The following is an 18630-nucleotide window of genomic DNA, read 5'->3' on the forward strand; positions in this document are numbered from 1 at the left end:
ACTTGACAGGGATAAGACCAATTACTCAAGTGGTCTTTTTCTATATACATTTTGTAATTGTTCAATTACGTTCTTCGCTTCTTTCATGACTCGCTCCACTACATGCCGGGCTGATTCTATTCGCGCCAATGATGATGCTTGTCCAGCCCAAAGAGACATATATTCTCCCTTATTTTGCTTCGCTGATTCTTGACGTATTTTTGAAGTTAATATGTTTTGCACTGGATACATAGGTAAGTTTCCTTCTTTCCCTTCGTGCTTTTCGATAAATGAATTACGAATCCCTCTTGCATATTTTCCAGAGAATGCTCTTGTTACCGTCGTGCTCGTATCTGTACTTTGTAACACTGCCTCTTTATATGCATCATGTGTAATGCTTTCTTCACTCGTTAAAAAAGCTGATCCCATTTGAACAGCTTCTGCCCCTAATGCAAATGCCGCAACAATGCCTTGTCCGTTCATCACGCCACCAGCTGCTACAATTGGGATATTTGGTATTGCTGCTACTAATTGCGGAATTAACGCAAACGTGCCAATCATTGCATCTTGTTCTTTACCGATAAACGTTCCTCTATGCCCACCAGCTTCACTGCCTTGTCCGACAATAATATCTACTTCTAATTCTGCGAGTGCTTTCGCCTCTACAACATGAGTAGCTGTTCCGATGACCTTTATTCCTTCCCTTTTTAGAGCATCTATTTCTTCTTTTTCTAACATTTGAAATGCAAAACTAACGACTGGTACTTTTTCTTCTAGTAATACTTGTAATTGCGCTTTATAGCTTTTCGGCAGCTTTAGCGCCTGTTCTTCCTCTATACCCAATTCTTTATTCACCGCCGCAAGTAATGCTTTCGCCTCTTTTATCTTTTCTTCTTCTATCTTCAACTCTTTTGTTAAAAGTAAATTAACACCAAATGGTTTATCCGTTAACTCCCTTATCTTATAAATAGCTTCACGAATTTGTTCTGGACTCATATAGCCAGCTCCAAGTGTTCCTAATCCTCCGCTATTACTTACAGCTGCAACGAGTTCTGGCGTCGTAATGGCACCGGCCATCCCCGCTTGAATGATAGGATACTTCACTTGCAATATATCTGTAACTCGGCTTGTAAACATCGTTTTCCCTCCTACTCTCCTTATACCTTCTTTATATCACATGAATTCCCCTTCTTTTACAAGGATTGAATCTTCATCGCTCGAATATATTGAAAGAGAAGGAGGGAAGACAATGATCTATCCAAATGCATTAAAACAAGGTGACACAGTAATGATTATTGCTCCATCAGGACCACCAACAATCGAAAATATTTTAAAAGGAGTGCAAGTATTAAAGGAACTGGGGTTATCTGTCCTAATTGGTAAGAGCGTATACGAGAAGTATGGCTATTTAGCTGGAAATGATCAAGTTCGTCTTGATGATATACATGAGGCATTTTCACGTCCTGACGTAAAGGGAATTTTTTGTGCACGAGGTGGTTATGGAAGCGCTCGTCTCCTCCCCCATATTCAATACGAACTTATTCGAATGAATCCGAAAGTCTTTTGGGGATATAGTGATATTACTGCTTTACATATTGCTTTTTCACGTCGCGCGGGGCTTGTAATTTTTCATGGGCCGATGATTGAAGAACTAGGAAAAGGTGTCGACTCCCTTTCTCTTTCTTCTTTTCATCAACTGTTTTCTCCGTATTCATCTATTTTATCTGCCTCAGAATGCATTGTAGCATCTGATTGTATAGTGACAGGTCCATTAGTTGGAGGGAATTTAACAGTTCTAACTAGTACAATTGGATCACCATATGAAATAAACATAGACAATAACATTTTATTAATCGAAGATATTGGAGAAGAGCCATACCGAATTGATCGTATGCTAAATCAGTTGCGTTTATCAGGAAAGTTCAATACATGCACTGGTGTTATTTTTACTAGCTGTCATGATTGTATGCCCTCAAAGCCTTCTCAATCCCTTCAATCAATCTTGTATGAATATTTCGCACCGTATAACATTCCTGTACTATTCGGTTTACCAATTGGACATATAAACCCAAATATCGGCATCCCTCTTGGTGTTCCGGCGACAATTAATACAAACAATAATACCGTTTCTATTTCTTCTGGCATAGCAATACCTTGCACAAATTAAAAAGGAAAAGCTATTTAGCTTTTCCTTTTACTTATAATAATTAAAAATCCGCCCAGATGCGATGTCTGCAATCTCTTCTGGAATAAATGTTTTAGTAATATCCGTACCGACATTTAATACTGCTGTTGCATCTTTATCGATGCTTTCAAATAATTCTTGACCACGGATCGTAATAAGGGGAGTTCCCTCTGGCAACACATCTTTTACAAATTCCAATTGTGTAAAGAACGGAACGATCCATCTACCCTCTCCTTGGAAATGGCGTAAACGAAGTGTCCCTTCTGTCGCCGCATCCTCTGCCTCTACCGATCCAGCAACATAAAATTGAGTTGTTAAGAGCAATTCATAAAATTCCTTTTGCTTTTGTTTATCGTTTTCTGCTAAAACAAGTACCGTTTCTATTTTCTTCACTGGAATTTGCTCCATATGCTGCCACCCCTATTTTCAAAATAATTATACTTAGATTATACGAAATATTCTTATTTTTTTCTACATAATTCTGCAATTATTTTATCGAAATAGTTTTTAACACTTCTTTCGTCGTAACGATGGTAGCAAATTCATCATGCAAGTTCACAAGCGTCATATTATGAATATCTTCTGCACTATATTCTTTACCATCTAATCCTTTACGGTTAAAAGTAGCCGTCGCATCACTCACTAAATATGTTGAAAAACCTAAATTACCTGCCATCCGTGTTGTCGTCTCTACACAATGATTTGTCGTTAATCCTACAATCACTACAGATTTGCAGCCTTTCTCTCGTAATTGCTCTTCTAAATTTGTCCCGATGAACGCGCTATTAACAGACTTTTGTATAATGATTTCACCTAGTATTGGCCTCACTTCTTCTTTAAAACGGACTGTTTTTGCATCTGGATGAAGCATTGACTCCACATTTTCTTTATTCACATGCTGAATATGAATAACTGGTAATTCCTTTCTTCTCCATTCTTCTAACAAACTTCTCATATTATCTTCCGCAAAAAGGGTATTTCTCATGCCCCAGTATGGCAAGTTGAATGCTTCTTGTACATCAATGATTATAAGTGCTACTTGATTAAGCATACTATCCTCCTAGTTAATTGGGCTGTAATTGAAACAGAAAACCCAGTTGCTGTGACGCAGTAATAAAACAAATATAAGCACAAAGCTCTACAATTTCTTTTTCTGTCCAATATTGTTTTAATACATGAAACATATTATCATCTATCGCCTTTCGGTCATGGACAAATGTATGCGAAAAGGTAACTGCTACACTAATCTCCTCTGCCTTTTGCACATCATCAGGTCTTCCCTTTGCCATGCAGTACGGACATTCATTCCCATACGCTAATGTTCTTCTCACTTGCTCCTTCAACTCTGCCGAAAGAGTCCCTGTATGATACAACGTCTCCTCTAACGTACTCCATGAATGTAATATATCTGGATTATGACCTAATAACTTTTGAAACTTTGTATCCCCTACATTTGATAATGAAATTCTCTCCATCATTTCCCCTCCTATTTCCTTCTATTTTATTGTAAAATAAATGAAGTTCACTTTACATTCCATATGAATCTTAATTCATATTTTTTCTTTACAAAAATCATCATTTTACTGGAGGTATACTTACAAATGCAACTAGATCGTGTAGATCGTAAAATTTTAAATGAATTATATAATGATAGTCGCCTTTCCATGCGTGAATTAGCGAAACGAGTAAACTTATCCGCTCCTTCTACTACAGAACGTGTTCGCAAGCTGGAAAATGAAGGTGTCATTCAGAAATATACAATTGATATTGATTATAAAAAAGCAGGCCTTGTATTAGACTGTATTTTAGAAATCACTTTAAAAAATGGTGATACAACACGTATGCAACAATTTATTCAGTCTTATCCATCTGCAGGTTTTTGTTACCGGGTAACAGGGAGCTTATGTTACATCGTTAAAATTTCTGTCCCTTCGCTCGTTGAACTTGAAGAATTTATCAATGATGTTTCTTCATATGCAACAACGGTTTCTCATATCGTATTATCAGAAGTATCTCTTACTCCTGATATTGAACATATTTTCCCAGAAGAGTAATTTTATTTTTATTCAAAATAACTTTAAAAACCCCTTACAAAAAGAATAAAAATGATTTATTATGTATTAAAATACATAAAGTTCGAGAAAGGGGCCTTACATTGAAAATCTGGTTTTATGAAAAAACAACACAATTAGATGATTTGCTTGGTATTTGGGACAATGTTCCGACCATCCCTCGAATTGGTGAAAAAGTTGAACTTCTAAAAACGGTTCGGATCGTTACAGATATTAAATATGTAAAGAACGGTAATAATTTTCGTGTAGAGATTATTACAAATTAAAAAGTAGCTCTTTAGGAGCTACTTTTTAATTATCTATTATGCGCTTTTTTTATAACAACTTTATCTTCCTCTACAGAAACTGTTACATAATCATTTTCTTCTAACCGAAGCTTATTTACAGCTTCATCAGGCAGTTCTACAGCCATCAATCTATCTGTTACTATCACTTGGCTATATGTTTCATTTTCTTCTGATGTATTCACTACTTTTTCTTCATTTATGAAACGAAGCGGTGGCACACCAATTTCTTTTACTGTACGCCATTGTTTCCAAATGTAAGGGATTAACCAAAGTAACCCGACAATCGCAAGCCCAATGCCCATCCATAAATTACTTTGTGCCTGCAATTCCGTAATAAAGATTGCGTCACTTCCATCTTCACCTACAAATTGCATACTCGTTGCAATCAAATTATTTAGAGCATGCACAGCAATATTCGTCCATATATTTTTTGTCTTTATGTATAGAAGGCACATAATAACACCGAACGTGAAAGCACCGATAACATCAAAATGCCCTAGTCCAAAAATAAGAGAGGATATAATAACCGCTCGTTTAATCCCCCATTTGTATGCCATTCGCTGTAAGAAAAACCCTCTAAAAATAACCTCTTCCATTATTGGGGCTAATACACATGCTGAAATGAAAGTAAATATCGTCATGTATATATTACTCGTATTAATTACATTTCCATCTTCTAACATGGTAACTAAGAAATTAGGTAAAGTATGTGCTAAAATATAAAATTGAATTTGGGATATACCGACTGAAAAAATCATTCCCATTATCGTTGCTAATACAATTAACCCCCAATGTAAACGTCTGGGCTTATCAAAAAAACTTTTAAAAACAACATTATTTTTACTTGTTTTTAAATATAGCCACAATAGTGGAAATACGAAAAATATTGATATTTGTGACAAGAACTCTATCGTATTGTCAGAAGCACCTGATAAACTTAATGGAATCATCGTTAGGAAAATCCCTATAATCATCCATCCAAAAAAACTACGTAACCTTATACGTGAAAATGCATATTGCATATTGAACACCTCCAGGGATGATATAAAGTGAAACTTTATTCATTGTTTTATGGGCAGCCCTTCTCCCACAAATGGCCGAATAACTAAATTATAATATGAATATAGTTGAAAATCTTCCTATTTTTCTCAAATGATTTCAAACAACATATCTCTTAAAATATATAGTGCATTTTATTTAAAATACCGTATCAATGTTCTTCCAGTTGAAATCTAGGAGAACGTTATGTAATAAAAATCCCCGTTTTTACAAGCGGGGATTTCTTTTATTATAATACGTCACGTTTTTGGAATAATACAGTTGATGCTACAAGTAATACAGCAAAGTATGCAACTACAAGTAATAATGAGGTTGTAAACGTAAATTCTGTAAATGGTGGTTCCATTCCACTGCTTACTAATTTATTGCTATCGTAAACACTTAAATTCAAATGGAAAAATACTACAAATTTCGCTACACCTTTTGCAAACATCATTAGTACCATATTAATTGCTCCTTGTAAGAAAAATAGGAACATCGTAATAATTAATGGTAATACAGACTTTCTAAATACGTTTGCTAAGAAAAATGCAAGCGTTGCAAAGAAAAATGGTGATAAAAGTTGATATAAAATTGTTTTCAATACAACCCCTAATGTTAATTCTGTTTTACCGCCGTTCATTACAATCCCGCCAATAATCATTACAGCCAACGTACTCGCAAATACGATAAATAGTATCGCTAATAACACCGTAATATATTTAGAAAATAAAACTGTAAGTCGTTTTCTTGGACGAATTAATAATTGTTTAATCGTTCCTTTTTGAAATTCATCTGTAATTGTACGAGATGCTGTTGTGATTCCAAAAATCGTTGCGAATATCATAATTAAGCCGACATCTGAACTTACAAAATCTAAGTAAGATCCACTCAAACTACCAGCTTCACCCCATTTTGCCATTACTACGGCCCCTAAAATCTCCAATAATGCGATCACACCGATTAAAATATACATCCCTTTTTTCGCATGTAACTTCAAAAATTCATTTTGAATTAATTTAAACATTACGCTTTCACTCCCCCAGTAATCGCTAAGAACTCATCCTCTAACGTTTTATTTTGAACAGTAACGCCATATACAAGCACATCATCATGCACAAGTTTTTTTACAAGTTGCGGAATTTCTTCTTTCATTACAGATGTCACAATTACATTCCCTTTTTCCTTACCTTTAATAATTTCATTTGCTTTCTGTACTTGGTCTACTTCAAATGCCACAACTACCGTTTCATCATGATTCGCTTGTTCATGTAAGTTATACTCTTGTACAAACTCACCTTGTTTAATAATAACAACGCGATCACACATTAATTCAATCTCACTTAATAAATGGCTCGATACGATTACCGCAATATTCTCTTCTTTCGCTAATCGTTGTAAATAATCACGAATTTGACGAATACCAGCTGGATCTAATCCATTTGTCGGTTCATCTAAAATTAATATTTTTGGCTGATGAAGTAACGCCTGTGCAATTCCTAAACGTTGTTTCATACCAAGTGAATATGTTTTCACCTTTTTATGAATCGCATGCTCTAATTCAACAAGCTTTACAATTTCAGCGATGCGCTCTTTACTAATAGGTGTAATTGCCATGTTTGCAAAATGCTTCAAGTTTTGCATACCAGTCATATAATCATATAGTTCAGGATTCTCTACAATCGCTCCAATTTGTTCTAACGCCTTTTCACGCTCTGTACGAATACTATGACCACAAATTGTAATATCGCCTTCTGTCATTGAAATAAGACCTGTCATCATACGAATTGTCGTCGTCTTACCGCTTCCGTTCGGTCCAAGGAACCCGTACACTTCCCCTTCACGAACCTCAAATGATAAGCCACGAATAATTTCTGTTCTACCGATCTTTTTTCGGACATTTTCTAATTTCACTACTACATTTCCCAATGATGATTCCTCCTTTAAACTTCTAGTTTTTTGTCGATTATGCGCCCCGTAACTACTATTAATACAACTAATAATAAAATGTTAAAACATAGATTAAGAGCTGTAATACCTTCACCAGAATAAAATGATGTATTTAAATAGCCATGTTGATCTATAAATCCAATATTCTTTATAGCAAACACATACTTTTCTATTTCCTGAAAAATATACGTCATCCCACCATAAAACGCACTCAAAGCAATAAATAAAACTATAAATACAATCTTACTTACTGATGATTTCACATTGAATAGTTTTATAATAACTATAATAAAATAGACAGAAACTAACATACTCATAAAATCTAGTCCCCATAAGAAAGTAGATAATATATGATGTAATATTCCATAATCATATAAACTATGGATCGCTTGCTGAACTCCTAAATCCGTCTTTCCGTTATAAATAGTTAACGAAAAGTAGTATAAGAATACAATTCCTATTCCTAACAAAACAATAAATAATAGTACAAAAAATAAAATATTTGCACATATATATTTTTGAGACGAAATAGCTGTGTAGCGAAGCATAGAGTTCTTGAGCATTTTTCGAAAAGATGATACGCCTGTTAGCAGTAGTGAAAATCCAGATATACTAAGTACGATTAAGAATATTATTATGATAATATCCTGCCTATCTGAAATTCTCACTCCGGAAATCCCTTTCATATTAAAGAAAAGAATTAGCGAAATAGTTATAAAGCCAAAGTAAATAATTGCTATCTTCTTCTTATTACAATTAAACAAATATCGAAAAAGCTGACTCATTTCTTATAGGCCTCCTTAAACAGCTCATGTACCGCCTTCCCCCTTTGAAATCGTAGTTCTTCTACATTTTCATACAAAATCATTTCTCCATCTTTCAAAAAAATCACTTCATCAAATATATTCTCGATTTCTTCTATTAAATGAGTTGAGATAAGCATCGTGCAATCTTCTCTGTAAAATTTAAGGATAAGTTCCAATACATGTTCTCTAGAAACAAGATCTATACCACCGAGTGGCTCGTCTAGAACATACAACTTAGCTTTTCGTGAAAATGTTAATATAATTTGCAGCTTCTCAATCATTCCTTTTGATAATGCTGTAATTCTTTCTTCTAGCGGTATTTTAAATTCAACTATCGTATCTACCGCTTTTTGAATATCAAATTCTTTATAAAAATCCCGATAGAAAAATAAAGCATCTTTTACAGTCATCCATTCTTCAAATATCGGCTTATCTGGCATAAATGAAACGATTTCTTTCGTCTCTAACCCAACTTTTTTACCGTTAATGGTAATGCTACCTTCAGAAGGATGTTGTAAGCCCGCAATCATTTTCAATAACGTCGTTTTCCCGCTCCCGTTATCTCCAACGAGCCCAATAATTTTCCCTTCTGTAATCTCTATATTTAACTCACGGATTACTGCTTTCAATCCATATTTCTTCCATAATTCTTCTATTTTTAATAGCTCTGTCATTCGCTCTCCTCCCTTTTCTCACTTAATGAAGAACGAAGAATCGAAAGAATTTCTTCTTCTGAAAAACCTAAATTGTCCATTCCATCTATAAAAGAATGAAGCAATTCTTTCGCCATATCTTTGCGCAGCTCCATAATTTTCTCCCCTTCATTCGTTACATATCGTCCCATTCCTCTACGTGTAACAACAACCCCATCCCGTTCTAGCTCTTGAAATGTACGCTGAATCGTATTCGGATTCACTTGTAATTCACTCGCTAATTCACGTACAGAGGGAATTTTATCACCAGGCAATAAATGTCCTGTTACAATTTCTTTTTTTATGTATTCCATTACTTGAATGTAAATTGGTGTATTTGGAGAAAACTCTATTTTCATTTCTTCCCTCCTGTCTTAGTGTATTAGTTAAATAGTACACTAAGACAAATTATATGTAAATACTTACAATATAAAATGTAATAAAAAGGCAGTGTAACTTTCGTTACACTGCCTTCCTTTAATAAAATATCAGTAAATCTATTCAATGATAGTTTCACTCGTTTGAATTCACATATAACCTTATGCGAAAATTATTTTACTTTCACTTGAGTTAGCACAGATTTAAACGTATTAATAACTGTATCTACTTCTTCATAACTAATTGTAAGAGATGGTTCAATACGAATTGTTTTTGAGTTAATTAATGTTCCAGCAACAAGAATACCTTGATCGAACATTGCCTTTGACACTTCATAGCCAATCTCGTCTTTATGGAATTCAATACCAATCATTAAACCTTGACCACGAATTTCAAAGATTTTATCATCGTGTCCTTCTGCTGCTTGTTTCAATCCTTTTAAGAAATACTCCCCAACTTCCGCAGCTCGTTCTGGTAATTTCTCTTCTAATAATACATGGATTGTTGCAATTGCAGCAGCACATGCAAGAGGATTTCCTCCAAATGTCGTTGTATGCATAAATGGATTTTCAAACCAACTTTGGAACACTTTTTCTTTCGCAACGATAGCTCCTGCAGGCATTACACCCCCACCAAACGCCTTCGCAAGACAAATAATATCCGGCACAACATCATATAATTCTGCAGCAAACATTTTTCCTGTACGTCCCATTCCAGTTTGCACTTCATCAAAAATAAGGAGTGATCCAAACTCATCACAAAGCTCTCGCACTTGTTTCAAATAATTTTCTGGAGGTAAAATAATACCGCCCTCTCCTTGAATTGGTTCTAAAATAACTGCTGCAACATCTTCTCCCACTAATGCACATGTCTCAAATGTTTTTCTCATCATATCAATATCGCCAAATGGAACGTGGCGGAAACCAGGAATTAATGGTAAGAATGGCTTACGGAACATTCCTTTTGCCGTTCCAGATAGGGCACCAAGACTCTTACCATGGAAGGCACGAGTTGTAGAAATGAAAGTTGTTCTTTCACTATACATTTTTGCTAGTTTTAACGCTGCCTCCACACTTTCTGTACCACTGTTTGTAAAGAAGGCGTATTTCAAATCACCAGGTGTAATCTCTGCTAAAATCTTTGCAAGAATTGCTCGAAGTGGATCTAATAAATCCTGACTGTGCAATGCTTGACGTTTTAATTGATCTGTCACAGCTTTTACTACTTTCGGATTACGATGACCAACATTGTAAATTCCGAATCCACCTAAACAGTCGATATACTTTTTACCATTAATATCCATAAAACAAGATCCTTCATCAGACCATTCTACTGCTGCAAATTGTCCATCTTTTGTTACTGTTTTTCTATAAGCAAGAAAACCAGGATTTACATGCTCTCTAAATCCATCTACTGTTTCTTTTTGAATCCAATTCGCCTCTTCTTCCGAGACTTTTTCTTTTTCAATTAACTGTAGTACTTTCGTAATATACTCATTTACATTTGAATCTTTTACATCTTGCTCATTCAATTTATTTTTCACGTTCGTTTCCATCTAATTCACCCCTACATTTTTTTTATTTGCAAACCAGCCAATAGGTTCTACTTCTAGATTTATATTAATCTGTTTAATTTCTTGGAATTCTTCTAAACCAAACGTTCCTAAGCTACGCCCAATACCACTTTGCTTATATCCACCCCAAGGTGCCTCATTGTATGTTGGATGATAACTATTAACCCACGTAATTCCTGCGCGAAGTTTACGAATCACGCGCATCGCTTTTGCACCATCAACTGTAAATACCCCTCCAGCCAAGCCATAATCTGTACCATTTGCCAACTCAATTGCTTCCTGTTCACCTTTAAACTTTTGAATTACTACAACAGGACCGAAAATTTCTTCTTGTACAATACGCATCTCCGGTTTTACATTGACAAAGACCGTTGGTTCAATAAAGAAACCATCGCCTTTTCCATCCTCTGTTATCCGTCTACCACCGCAAGCAATGTCTGCGCCTTCGTCTTTCCCAATTTCAATGTAGCTTAATACTTTTTCCATATGTTCTTGACTTACAAGTGGACCCATTTCTGATTCTGGATTATCACCAGGTCCAACGTTAATTTGCTGTGCTCGCTCTACAAAACTATTAACAAATTTATCGTAAATATTTTCTTCTACGAGGATTCTTGATCCTGCTGAACATACTTGTCCGCTACCTGCATAAATACCAAACAAAGCATAATCAATAGCAGTCTCAAAATCTGCATCTGCAAAAATAATATTTGGGGATTTCCCTCCAAGTTCTAACGAAATCTTTTTCATATTATCTGCCGCTGTTCTCATAATGTGTTTACCTGTTTTTGTTCCACCCGTAAAGGAAATCATATCCACTTTATGACTCGTTGCAATTTCATTTCCTACTATCGGACCTGCCCCCATTACCATATTGGCAACACCTTTTGGTAGCCCTACTTTTTCAAGAATTTCGAATAGCTTTGTTGCAGTAATTGGTGTTACTTCAGAAGGTTTAAACACAATTGTATTTCCAGCTGCTAAAGCAGGTGCAATTTTCCATACACTCATCAATAGCGGATAATTCCATGGAACAATTAATCCACAAACACCAACTGGTTCTCTTACAACCATCGCTTGTATCGGATCGGCTACATGATATGTTTGCCCATCTGGTTTTGTAATCAAGCCTGCGTAATAGCGAAAACAAGCCGCTGCATCTCCAATATCTCCTTCTGCCTCACGGTATGTTTTTCCATTATCCATTGTTTCAAGATACGCTAATTCTTCCATATTTTTATCAATTTCATCTGCTATTTTAAATAAATATGATGCCCTTTCAGCAGCGGATGTTTCTGACCAAATTCCGCTATCAAAAGTCTCTCTTGCCACTTCGATCGCGTATTTTGCATCCTCAATTGTTCCCTCAGGTGCATATGCTATACCCTTGCCATTCGCAGGGTTAATAATCGTTCTTTTCTCTTGATTACTAGACTCTCTCCATTCACCGTTTACATACATTTTTAAATCTAGCACTGTATTGAATCCCCCTTTATCGATCGTTTATATATTTATAAGCAATTTTCATGCCAATATATAAAGTGCACCAAAATCATACACAGACTGACTATTTTCTTAAAATCAACAAAAAATTTATGCATTTTCGCATACGTTATTCTATTTTGCATAAAACAGAACATTAATCACTTCTACTACCCACAAATATCAAAATTGCTCTACAAATTAACAAAAAGGAGAAGTCTATGTGACTTTCTCCTTTTTTAGGAATAAGAGATTATATCAGCCTCTATCCCTTTTTCGCTAACAATTTTTTGATATTTACGACTCACTGAAGATTGGCTGATTCCAAGAGCTTTTGCAGCCTTGGTCGTTGTTTTATACTGCTTCATTGCAAGTAAAATCAATTGTTCTTCTACAGAATGTAGTGCTTCTTGTAATGGTAATACTCTTGTAATAACTGGTTTTGATTTTTTAAAATCATAACCAGGTGTTAAAAACTTACTAACAAACTCCGCTTCAATTACTGGATCGTCTGCTGATACTACTAAACGTTCAATCATATTTTGTAATTCACGTACATTTCCTGGCCATGAGTAAAACTCTAGTAAGTTAAGCGCATCCGGAGTTAAATGATAATTTTTATTATACTTTTCATTTAACTGTTGCAAGAAATGAAAGGCAAGTACCGGAACATCTTCCATTCGCTCTCGTAGAGGAGGAACTTGCAATGGAATTACATTTAAGCGATAAAATAAATCTTCACGGAACGTTCCTGCCTCTACCATTTTTTCAAGACTCTTATTTGTAGCGGCAATAATTTGTACATTTATTTTCGTAGGTATTGTACTTCCAATAGGGATTACTTCTTGTTCCTGCAGAACTCTAAGCAATTTCACTTGCAAATGTAGGGGCATTTCTCCAATTTCATCTAAAAATAAAATACCTTGATCAGCTCGCTTAAAATATCCTTCTTTTCCATTTTTATCTGCTCCTGTAAAAGCACCTTTCGTATAACCAAATAGTTCACTTTCTAACAAAGTTTCTGGAATTGCACCACAATTTAATTTTAAAAATGGCTTTGCAGATCGCTTTCCAAGTTGATGAATTGCTTGGGCAATTACTTCCTTTCCGACGCCCGATTCTCCAGAAATAAGAACATTGGAAGAAAAATCTGCTATTTTTTTAGCTTGGTTAATAATTTGTTCCATTTTAGGACTACAGTAAATAAGCTTCTTAAGAAAACGATCTTTATTTTTAAAGTCATCTAACTCCTTCTTATATTGCTCTGATATCTTCTTTATTTCATGTAATTCCGTCTTCAACCTCGTTGCTTCGGTAATATCCCTTGAGGCAATAATAATTCTATGAAGCTCTCCGCTTTCATTAAATACAGGATTTCCGACCGCCAATATTTTCCTTCCAATTTTTGTTTCTTGTACAACTGATACCTTTTTTTGTTGTTCCAATACTAATCGTGTAACAGATGGACTAAATAATCCTTTCTTCTCTAAGTCTAAAAGATTTTTTCCTAAAAGATCTTTCAAATTACTCCCCCAAAAATCATTGATGACGGTTTCACTGTAACGAATTAATTCTCCTTTATGATTAACAACTAATATTTCATCATAAATACTAGACAAGATTGCATGTAAATCTTTATTTAAATCCTTTATATATTCAATTTCCATCGCCATGTCCTCAACCATCGGCAAATCTTGTACAATAATAACCATTCCTTCGATACTCTGATCAAAGTTTGGAATAGGACTATAGTCAACTAATACGCCCATCTCGTTTGTGATTTGTAATTGATTCAAAATCGTTTTTCCCGTTGCAAATACGTTATTAATATGTTCTTCATTAAAAATCTGTTCTGCTGATACATTCATAACTTTTTCAGGAGTCGATTTAATCATTTTCAAACCAGATTCATTGCAATTTACAATTTTTCTTTCACGGTCTACTACAAAAATCCCCATTGGAATAGACGTTAAAATAATTTTCAGTATATCAACACTCTGATTTTCTTGTTTAAATAGTTCTGCAAAAACATCCTCTCTTCTTATATATCCTGTTAACTCATCCATTTCATTTTTCACTATGGCAATCGGCGCTCCAATAATTTGAAAAAGAGCTGTTAAAGAAATATCTTTACTAAGATGACATATTGTATCTAGCGAAACAGCATTTGAAAGCAGTGCCTTGGAAGTTAACCCTTTACTGTTTGATAGCAGATCTTTAACGTGAACGTATGCAAATAATTTCTCTCCTCTTTTTAAAAATAGAAAAGATTCTTTTATATTTTCAAAATCTATATTCCATTCCTTTTCAGATTGATCGATAGGTAGAGAAACAATAGGTCTAATTTTTTTATGAGCAATGGAAAACATTCTGCTATTCCTCCTTTGAACTACTTAACTTGTATTGTATCATTAAATACTGATTTTTTTAATTAATCTGAAAATAAAACATTTCTTCCTTTGTTTAAAAAAAAAAAGGAAGATGAACGCTTCCATCTTCCTCATTGTTCTATCATTAATCATTAATCACTACCACTAACGAAAAGGTCTTCTTGAATATAAGCTAATACCATACCTGGAATTACTTTATCTCCTGCTTCTACTTCTAAAGATTGAACTTCTCCACTACATCCCATCTTAATTACTTCCAGTTTACCATTCATATCTTTAATAGAAAATAATGGCTCCCATTCATAAACTCGAGAATCCTTATCAATAGACACTTTTTCAATTGTTCCATAGCATGGGCTCGTAATAATATCATAGTACATAATCAATCATCCCTTTCTTTTATTCTATTAATATTGTTCTTCTAACCTTTGTGACTGAAGAATCATATGGAAAAAGCTTTGAAACTCTTCTATATCTTCTACCTCAATTCCTAGCCTTGGTGCCCAATATTGTTCCTCTCCAATATCTTCTTGACTTAATAAAATCATTCTCCCATTTTGAATAGAGGTAACCATTGCTTTTCCAAGAAACTGTTGTGAATACGTAACAGCTATATCATAACGATGACTATTCGACAAAATACAATAATAACCGATTTGTTGTCTCTCCACTTCTTCTAATAAAATATCCAGTTTCATTTGAGCCCTCCTTTAGGTTAAAAATGCAACCAACCTCTTAGGCGAGATACTTCTACAATCTTGCGAACCCCTTCAATGTAAGCAGCAATTTTCATATTTACTCCATAGCGTTTAGAAGTGTCAAGTACGCTAGAAAAACTAGAGGTGATTTTTTCCTTTAAACATTGATCAACATATTGCTCTGTCCAGTAATATCCTTGGTTATTTTGACACCATTCGAAATAAGAAACAATAACGCCACCAGAGTTTGCTAAAATATCTGGAACAACCAAAATTCCCTTTTCTTCTAACATGGTTATCGCTTCTTTTGTTGTTGGACCATTTGCAGCCTCAATGATAATCTTACATCCAAGCCTTCCTGCATTATGTTTCGTAATCACTCCCCCAATTGCCGCTGGAATGAGTACGTCACATTCTTTTTCTAACAACTCCTGATTAGAAATTGTTTTACTAAAGAGATTCGATACTACACCAAAAGAATCTCTGTTTTCTAGTAAATAAGGAACATCGAGACCGTCTGGATTATAAATTCCTCCTATAGCATCTGATACCCCAACTACTTTCACACCAATATCATATAAATATTTCGCCAAATACCCTCCAACATTCCCAAACCCTTGAATAATAACCCGCATATTTTGCAGCGGAATTTGTTTTAACTCACTTACTAACTGAAGTGTATACAATACACCTTTAGAAGTTGCTGTTTCCCGGCCCTGTGATCCTCCTAACATTAATGGTTTCCCGGTAATAAAGCCCGGAGAGTCAAACTCCCTTATATGATCATATTCATCTAGCATCCAAGCCATAATTTGTGCATTTGTGTACATATCAGGGGCTGGAATATCTTTCGTCGGTCCTACAATTTGACTTACTGCTCTTACATACCCACGACTCAGTAACTCTAGCTCTCTAAAACTCAGCTCCTGCGGATTACAAATAATCCCGCCCTTTGCACCTCCATATGGCAGTCCTGTCACTCCACATTTTAAGCTCATCCAACCGGCAAGCGCTTTTACCTCTTCTGCCGTAACATCTGGATGGAATCTAATACCGCCTTTTGTTGGCCCTGCTGCGTCGTTATGCTGAGCGCGATACCCTTGAAATACCTTTGTTGTTCCATCATCCATTCGAACAGGAATACTTACTTCTAAAAAGCGCATCGGTTTTTTCAGAAATTCGAATACTTCGTCTGGATAACGTAAAAAATGAAGCGCCTCTTTTAATATAGCTTGAAATTCCTCTAAAGGATTTTCAAGCTCAACCGTATTTGTTTGTTTTTCTGATTGAATTGGCACAATAACACCCCGCTTTATATTTTTACTAATTGTACAAAGCAATAATCGTGCCAAGTGAAAATACTATGTTAATCATATCGTGTCATCCCCCTACTTATGAATCTTTGAATGACTTATGCAATATTGCTTTTTATATTTCCTGTACTTCTTCAAAGTGCATTTGCGGAGGAGCTGAACGGAACATATTTGTAATATATAGAAGGTACCCAATCCCAATAGCAGCCCAGCAAAGTCCCAGAATAAGTGAATGAATATTGAGGTTAAACCATAGTACTGCTACAGTACCAGCACCTAAAATAGGCATAACTAAGAAATTTAAACAGTCTTTTATCGTTTTATATCTTTTTTTCTTAATGATATAGTAGGAAATTACAGATAAATTAACAAATGTAAATGCAATAAGCGCCCCAAAGTTAATAAGAGATGCTGCCGTTTCTAAATCCATGAATATAGCGGAGAGCGAAATAACTCCTACCAAAATAATATTATATACTGGAGTTCGCCAGCGAGGATGAATGTATCCGAATATTTTCTTCGGAATTACATTATCTCGCCCCATTACGTACAATAATCTGGATACACTTGTATGAGAAGCTAAACCGGACGCAAGTGTACCCATAAGCGTTCCTACTAAAAAGAAAGCTTGAAATAGTTTTCCACCAACATATAACGCAATTTCTGGAGATGCTGATTCTTGATCTTTAAATACAGATGTATCCGGAAAAAAAGATTGTGTAAAATACGTAGTAGTAATGAATAAAATCCCACCGATTAAAGCAGTAAGAAAAATAGCTCGAGGAATTGTCTTCTTCGCGTTTGGTGTCTCTTCTGCAAATGTAGTTACTGCATCAAAACCTAAAAATGAAAAACAAAGAATTGTCGCACCTGCAACTAACGGTGATATTTGTATATCTGATTGAAAAAACGGCTGAATGGAAAAAACTTCTCCTGTTCCCTCTCCCGCTAGTAAACCTTTTATAACTAGAAAAACAAACACGGCCATTACTAGCACTTGAAATATTACTAAGAACGTATTGAAGTTAGCAGTAACATTTACACTAATCATATTTATTAATGTAATCAGTAGAACAAAGCCAATGACCCATATCCAATTAGGAACACTCGGGAAAAACGCTGACATATAAATTCTTGTTAATAGTGCGTTCACCATCGGTAGAAATAAATAATCCAATAATGCTGACCATCCAACAAGAAATCCAAGCTTTGCACTAATTGTCTTCTGTGTATACGTATAAGCAGATCCTGCGGTAGGAAAAACCTTTACCATTTTGCCGTAGCTTGCAGCGGTAAACAACATCCCTGCTAATGCAATCAGATAAGCTCCTGGAACATGCCCACCCGTTTTTTCAGAAACGATCCCAAATGTATCAAATCCAACCATCGGTGTCATATACCCGACCCCTAGCATAACAATTGACCAAAGCCCTAATGAACGTTTTAGACCAACCACTTTTCCCACCTATCATTCCCCCTACTTTCTCTATCTAATTTCCATTTAAAGATTGACAGTCGAAAGGAAACGCTTTCAAATCACTACACATCACACCAAGTATCCCCCTTTTTTTCGTTTTTTAAATATTCATGCAATTTTCGAGCCAAAATTTCTAGAATTTAAAAATTCAATACGAAAAAGAACGTATAGGTGGAATTGGGCCTCATTTCTTCTCATTTTTTATTCATTTTGACATAAGTTATTCAATCTCTCATACCACTAAATATAAAAAACATAACTTTAATCCGTGGTTTTTTCTTTATTCCCACTGATTATAATTCCTCACAAA

At 35.0% G+C, this 18630-nt stretch carries 20 protein-coding genes; 3 read left to right on the plus strand and 17 right to left on the minus strand.

Annotated elements, in window-relative coordinates:
• Positions 1-21: 21 nt before the first annotated feature.
• On the minus strand, positions 22-1116 hold the full coding sequence (locus U860_RS0126825) for a nitronate monooxygenase (protein ID WP_025150944.1): 1095 nt from the start codon (positions 1114-1116) through the stop codon (positions 22-24).
• Between the two features lie 112 nt (positions 1117-1228).
• Here U860_RS0126825 and U860_RS0126830 point away from each other — a divergent pair, with 112 nt between their 5' ends.
• Complete coding sequence (locus tag U860_RS0126830; RefSeq protein ID WP_025150945.1) at positions 1229-2146, plus strand: LD-carboxypeptidase; 918 nt, start codon at positions 1229-1231, stop codon at positions 2144-2146.
• Between the two features lie 27 nt (positions 2147-2173).
• Here the strand turns inward: U860_RS0126830 and U860_RS0126835 are convergent, their stop codons facing one another.
• The 3 genes from U860_RS0126835 to U860_RS0126845 form a co-directional block, all read right to left on the minus strand.
• A complete protein-coding gene (locus U860_RS0126835; protein WP_025150946.1) occupies positions 2174-2572 on the minus strand; it encodes an SseB family protein in 399 nt (132 codons plus the stop codon).
• 79 nt (positions 2573-2651) lie between these two features.
• A complete protein-coding gene (locus U860_RS0126840; protein ID WP_025150947.1) occupies positions 2652-3215 on the minus strand; it encodes a cysteine hydrolase family protein in 564 nt (187 codons plus the stop codon).
• Positions 3216-3228: 13 nt separating this feature from the next.
• Positions 3229-3639 carry a carboxymuconolactone decarboxylase family protein gene (locus tag U860_RS0126845; RefSeq protein WP_025150948.1) on the minus strand — a complete coding sequence of 137 codons (411 nt, stop codon included), beginning with the start codon at positions 3637-3639 and terminating at the stop codon, positions 3229-3231.
• A 126-nt stretch (positions 3640-3765) separates the two neighbouring features.
• Here U860_RS0126845 and U860_RS0126850 point away from each other — a divergent pair, with 126 nt between their 5' ends.
• Positions 3766-4218, plus strand: a complete 453-nt coding sequence (locus tag U860_RS0126850) for an Lrp/AsnC family transcriptional regulator (protein WP_025150949.1) — start codon at positions 3766-3768, stop codon at positions 4216-4218.
• A 101-nt stretch (positions 4219-4319) separates the two neighbouring features.
• Positions 4320-4502 (plus strand): DUF3913 family protein, encoded by a 183-nt coding sequence (locus tag U860_RS0126855; protein ID WP_025150950.1) that lies wholly within the window; start codon positions 4320-4322, stop codon positions 4500-4502.
• Between the two features lie 29 nt (positions 4503-4531).
• Here U860_RS0126855 and U860_RS0126860 read toward each other — a convergent pair whose 3' ends face one another.
• From U860_RS0126860 to U860_RS0126920, 13 genes are all read right to left on the minus strand, one after another.
• The gene (locus U860_RS0126860) at positions 4532-5545 is read right to left on the minus strand and encodes a CPBP family intramembrane glutamic endopeptidase (RefSeq protein ID WP_025150951.1); all 1014 of its coding nucleotides are present in this window, start codon (positions 5543-5545) and stop codon (positions 4532-4534) included.
• Positions 5546-5811: 266 nt separating this feature from the next.
• Positions 5812-6588, minus strand: coding sequence for an ABC transporter permease (locus U860_RS0126865; RefSeq protein WP_025150952.1), 777 nt, complete (start codon positions 6586-6588; stop codon positions 5812-5814).
• Positions 6588-7490 carry an ABC transporter ATP-binding protein gene (locus U860_RS0126870; protein WP_025150953.1) on the minus strand — a complete coding sequence of 301 codons (903 nt, stop codon included), beginning with the start codon at positions 7488-7490 and terminating at the stop codon, positions 6588-6590. Before U860_RS0126870 ends, U860_RS0126865 begins: the two co-directional genes overlap by 1 nt.
• Before the next feature lie 14 nt (positions 7491-7504).
• Positions 7505-8296: a hypothetical protein gene (locus U860_RS0126875; protein WP_025150954.1), complete on the minus strand. Its 792-nt coding sequence runs from the start codon at positions 8294-8296 to the stop codon at positions 7505-7507.
• Positions 8293-8991: an ABC transporter ATP-binding protein gene (locus U860_RS0126880; RefSeq protein WP_025150955.1), complete on the minus strand. Its 699-nt coding sequence runs from the start codon at positions 8989-8991 to the stop codon at positions 8293-8295. Before U860_RS0126880 ends, U860_RS0126875 begins: the two co-directional genes overlap by 4 nt.
• Complete coding sequence (locus U860_RS0126885; RefSeq protein WP_025150956.1) at positions 8988-9368, minus strand: GntR family transcriptional regulator; 381 nt, start codon at positions 9366-9368, stop codon at positions 8988-8990. Before U860_RS0126885 ends, U860_RS0126880 begins: the two co-directional genes overlap by 4 nt.
• Positions 9369-9559: 191 nt before the next feature.
• Positions 9560-10942: a putrescine aminotransferase gene (locus tag U860_RS0126890; protein ID WP_025150957.1), complete on the minus strand. Its 1383-nt coding sequence runs from the start codon at positions 10940-10942 to the stop codon at positions 9560-9562.
• Positions 10943-12436 carry an aldehyde dehydrogenase family protein gene (locus tag U860_RS0126895; protein WP_025150958.1) on the minus strand — a complete coding sequence of 498 codons (1494 nt, stop codon included), beginning with the start codon at positions 12434-12436 and terminating at the stop codon, positions 10943-10945.
• A gap of 245 nt (positions 12437-12681) precedes the next feature.
• Positions 12682-14811, minus strand: a complete 2130-nt coding sequence (locus U860_RS0126900) for a sigma 54-interacting transcriptional regulator (protein ID WP_025150959.1) — start codon at positions 14809-14811, stop codon at positions 12682-12684.
• A gap of 152 nt (positions 14812-14963) precedes the next feature.
• Complete coding sequence (locus tag U860_RS0126905) at positions 14964-15212, minus strand: hypothetical protein (protein WP_025150960.1); 249 nt, start codon at positions 15210-15212, stop codon at positions 14964-14966.
• A gap of 27 nt (positions 15213-15239) precedes the next feature.
• Positions 15240-15530, minus strand: a complete 291-nt coding sequence (locus U860_RS0126910) for an SAV0927 family protein (protein ID WP_025150961.1) — start codon at positions 15528-15530, stop codon at positions 15240-15242.
• Positions 15531-15547: 17 nt separating this feature from the next.
• Positions 15548-16828 (minus strand): Glu/Leu/Phe/Val dehydrogenase, encoded by a 1281-nt coding sequence (locus tag U860_RS0126915; RefSeq protein ID WP_025150962.1) that lies wholly within the window; start codon positions 16826-16828, stop codon positions 15548-15550.
• A 130-nt stretch (positions 16829-16958) separates the two neighbouring features.
• Positions 16959-18308, minus strand: a complete 1350-nt coding sequence (locus U860_RS0126920) for an APC family permease (protein ID WP_025150963.1) — start codon at positions 18306-18308, stop codon at positions 16959-16961.
• Positions 18309-18630: the final 322 nt, after the last annotated feature.

Source organism: Bacillus sp. H1a, from assembly GCF_000633475.1.
GTDB classification, from domain to species: domain Bacteria; phylum Bacillota; class Bacilli; order Bacillales; family Bacillaceae_G; genus Bacillus_A; species Bacillus_A paramycoides.

Coding starts and splice junctions, on each gene's coding strand:
- U860_RS0126845 (WP_025150948.1), bottom strand. CDS start 3,639: ATGGAGAGAATTTCATTATCAAATGTAGGGGATACAAAGTTTCAAAAG.
- U860_RS0126890 (WP_025150957.1), bottom strand. CDS start 10,942: ATGGAAACGAACGTGAAAAATAAATTGAATGAGCAAGATGTAAAAGAT.
- U860_RS0126840 (WP_025150947.1), bottom strand. CDS start 3,215: ATGCTTAATCAAGTAGCACTTATAATCATTGATGTACAAGAAGCATTC.
- U860_RS0126865 (WP_025150952.1), bottom strand. CDS start 6,588: ATGTTTAAATTAATTCAAAATGAATTTTTGAAGTTACATGCGAAAAAA.
- U860_RS0126850 (WP_025150949.1), top strand. CDS start 3,766: ATGCAACTAGATCGTGTAGATCGTAAAATTTTAAATGAATTATATAAT.
- U860_RS0126910 (WP_025150961.1), bottom strand. CDS start 15,530: ATGAAACTGGATATTTTATTAGAAGAAGTGGAGAGACAACAAATCGGT.
- U860_RS0126860 (WP_025150951.1), bottom strand. CDS start 5,545: ATGCAATATGCATTTTCACGTATAAGGTTACGTAGTTTTTTTGGATGG.
- U860_RS0126880 (WP_025150955.1), bottom strand. CDS start 8,991: ATGACAGAGCTATTAAAAATAGAAGAATTATGGAAGAAATATGGATTG.
- U860_RS0126830 (WP_025150945.1), top strand. CDS start 1,229: ATGATCTATCCAAATGCATTAAAACAAGGTGACACAGTAATGATTATT.
- U860_RS0126900 (WP_025150959.1), bottom strand. CDS start 14,811: ATGTTTTCCATTGCTCATAAAAAAATTAGACCTATTGTTTCTCTACCT.
- U860_RS0126875 (WP_025150954.1), bottom strand. CDS start 8,296: ATGAGTCAGCTTTTTCGATATTTGTTTAATTGTAATAAGAAGAAGATA.
- U860_RS0126885 (WP_025150956.1), bottom strand. CDS start 9,368: ATGAAAATAGAGTTTTCTCCAAATACACCAATTTACATTCAAGTAATG.
- U860_RS0126835 (WP_025150946.1), bottom strand. CDS start 2,572: ATGGAGCAAATTCCAGTGAAGAAAATAGAAACGGTACTTGTTTTAGCA.
- U860_RS0126905 (WP_025150960.1), bottom strand. CDS start 15,212: ATGTACTATGATATTATTACGAGCCCATGCTATGGAACAATTGAAAAA.
- U860_RS0126825 (WP_025150944.1), bottom strand. CDS start 1,116: ATGTTTACAAGCCGAGTTACAGATATATTGCAAGTGAAGTATCCTATC.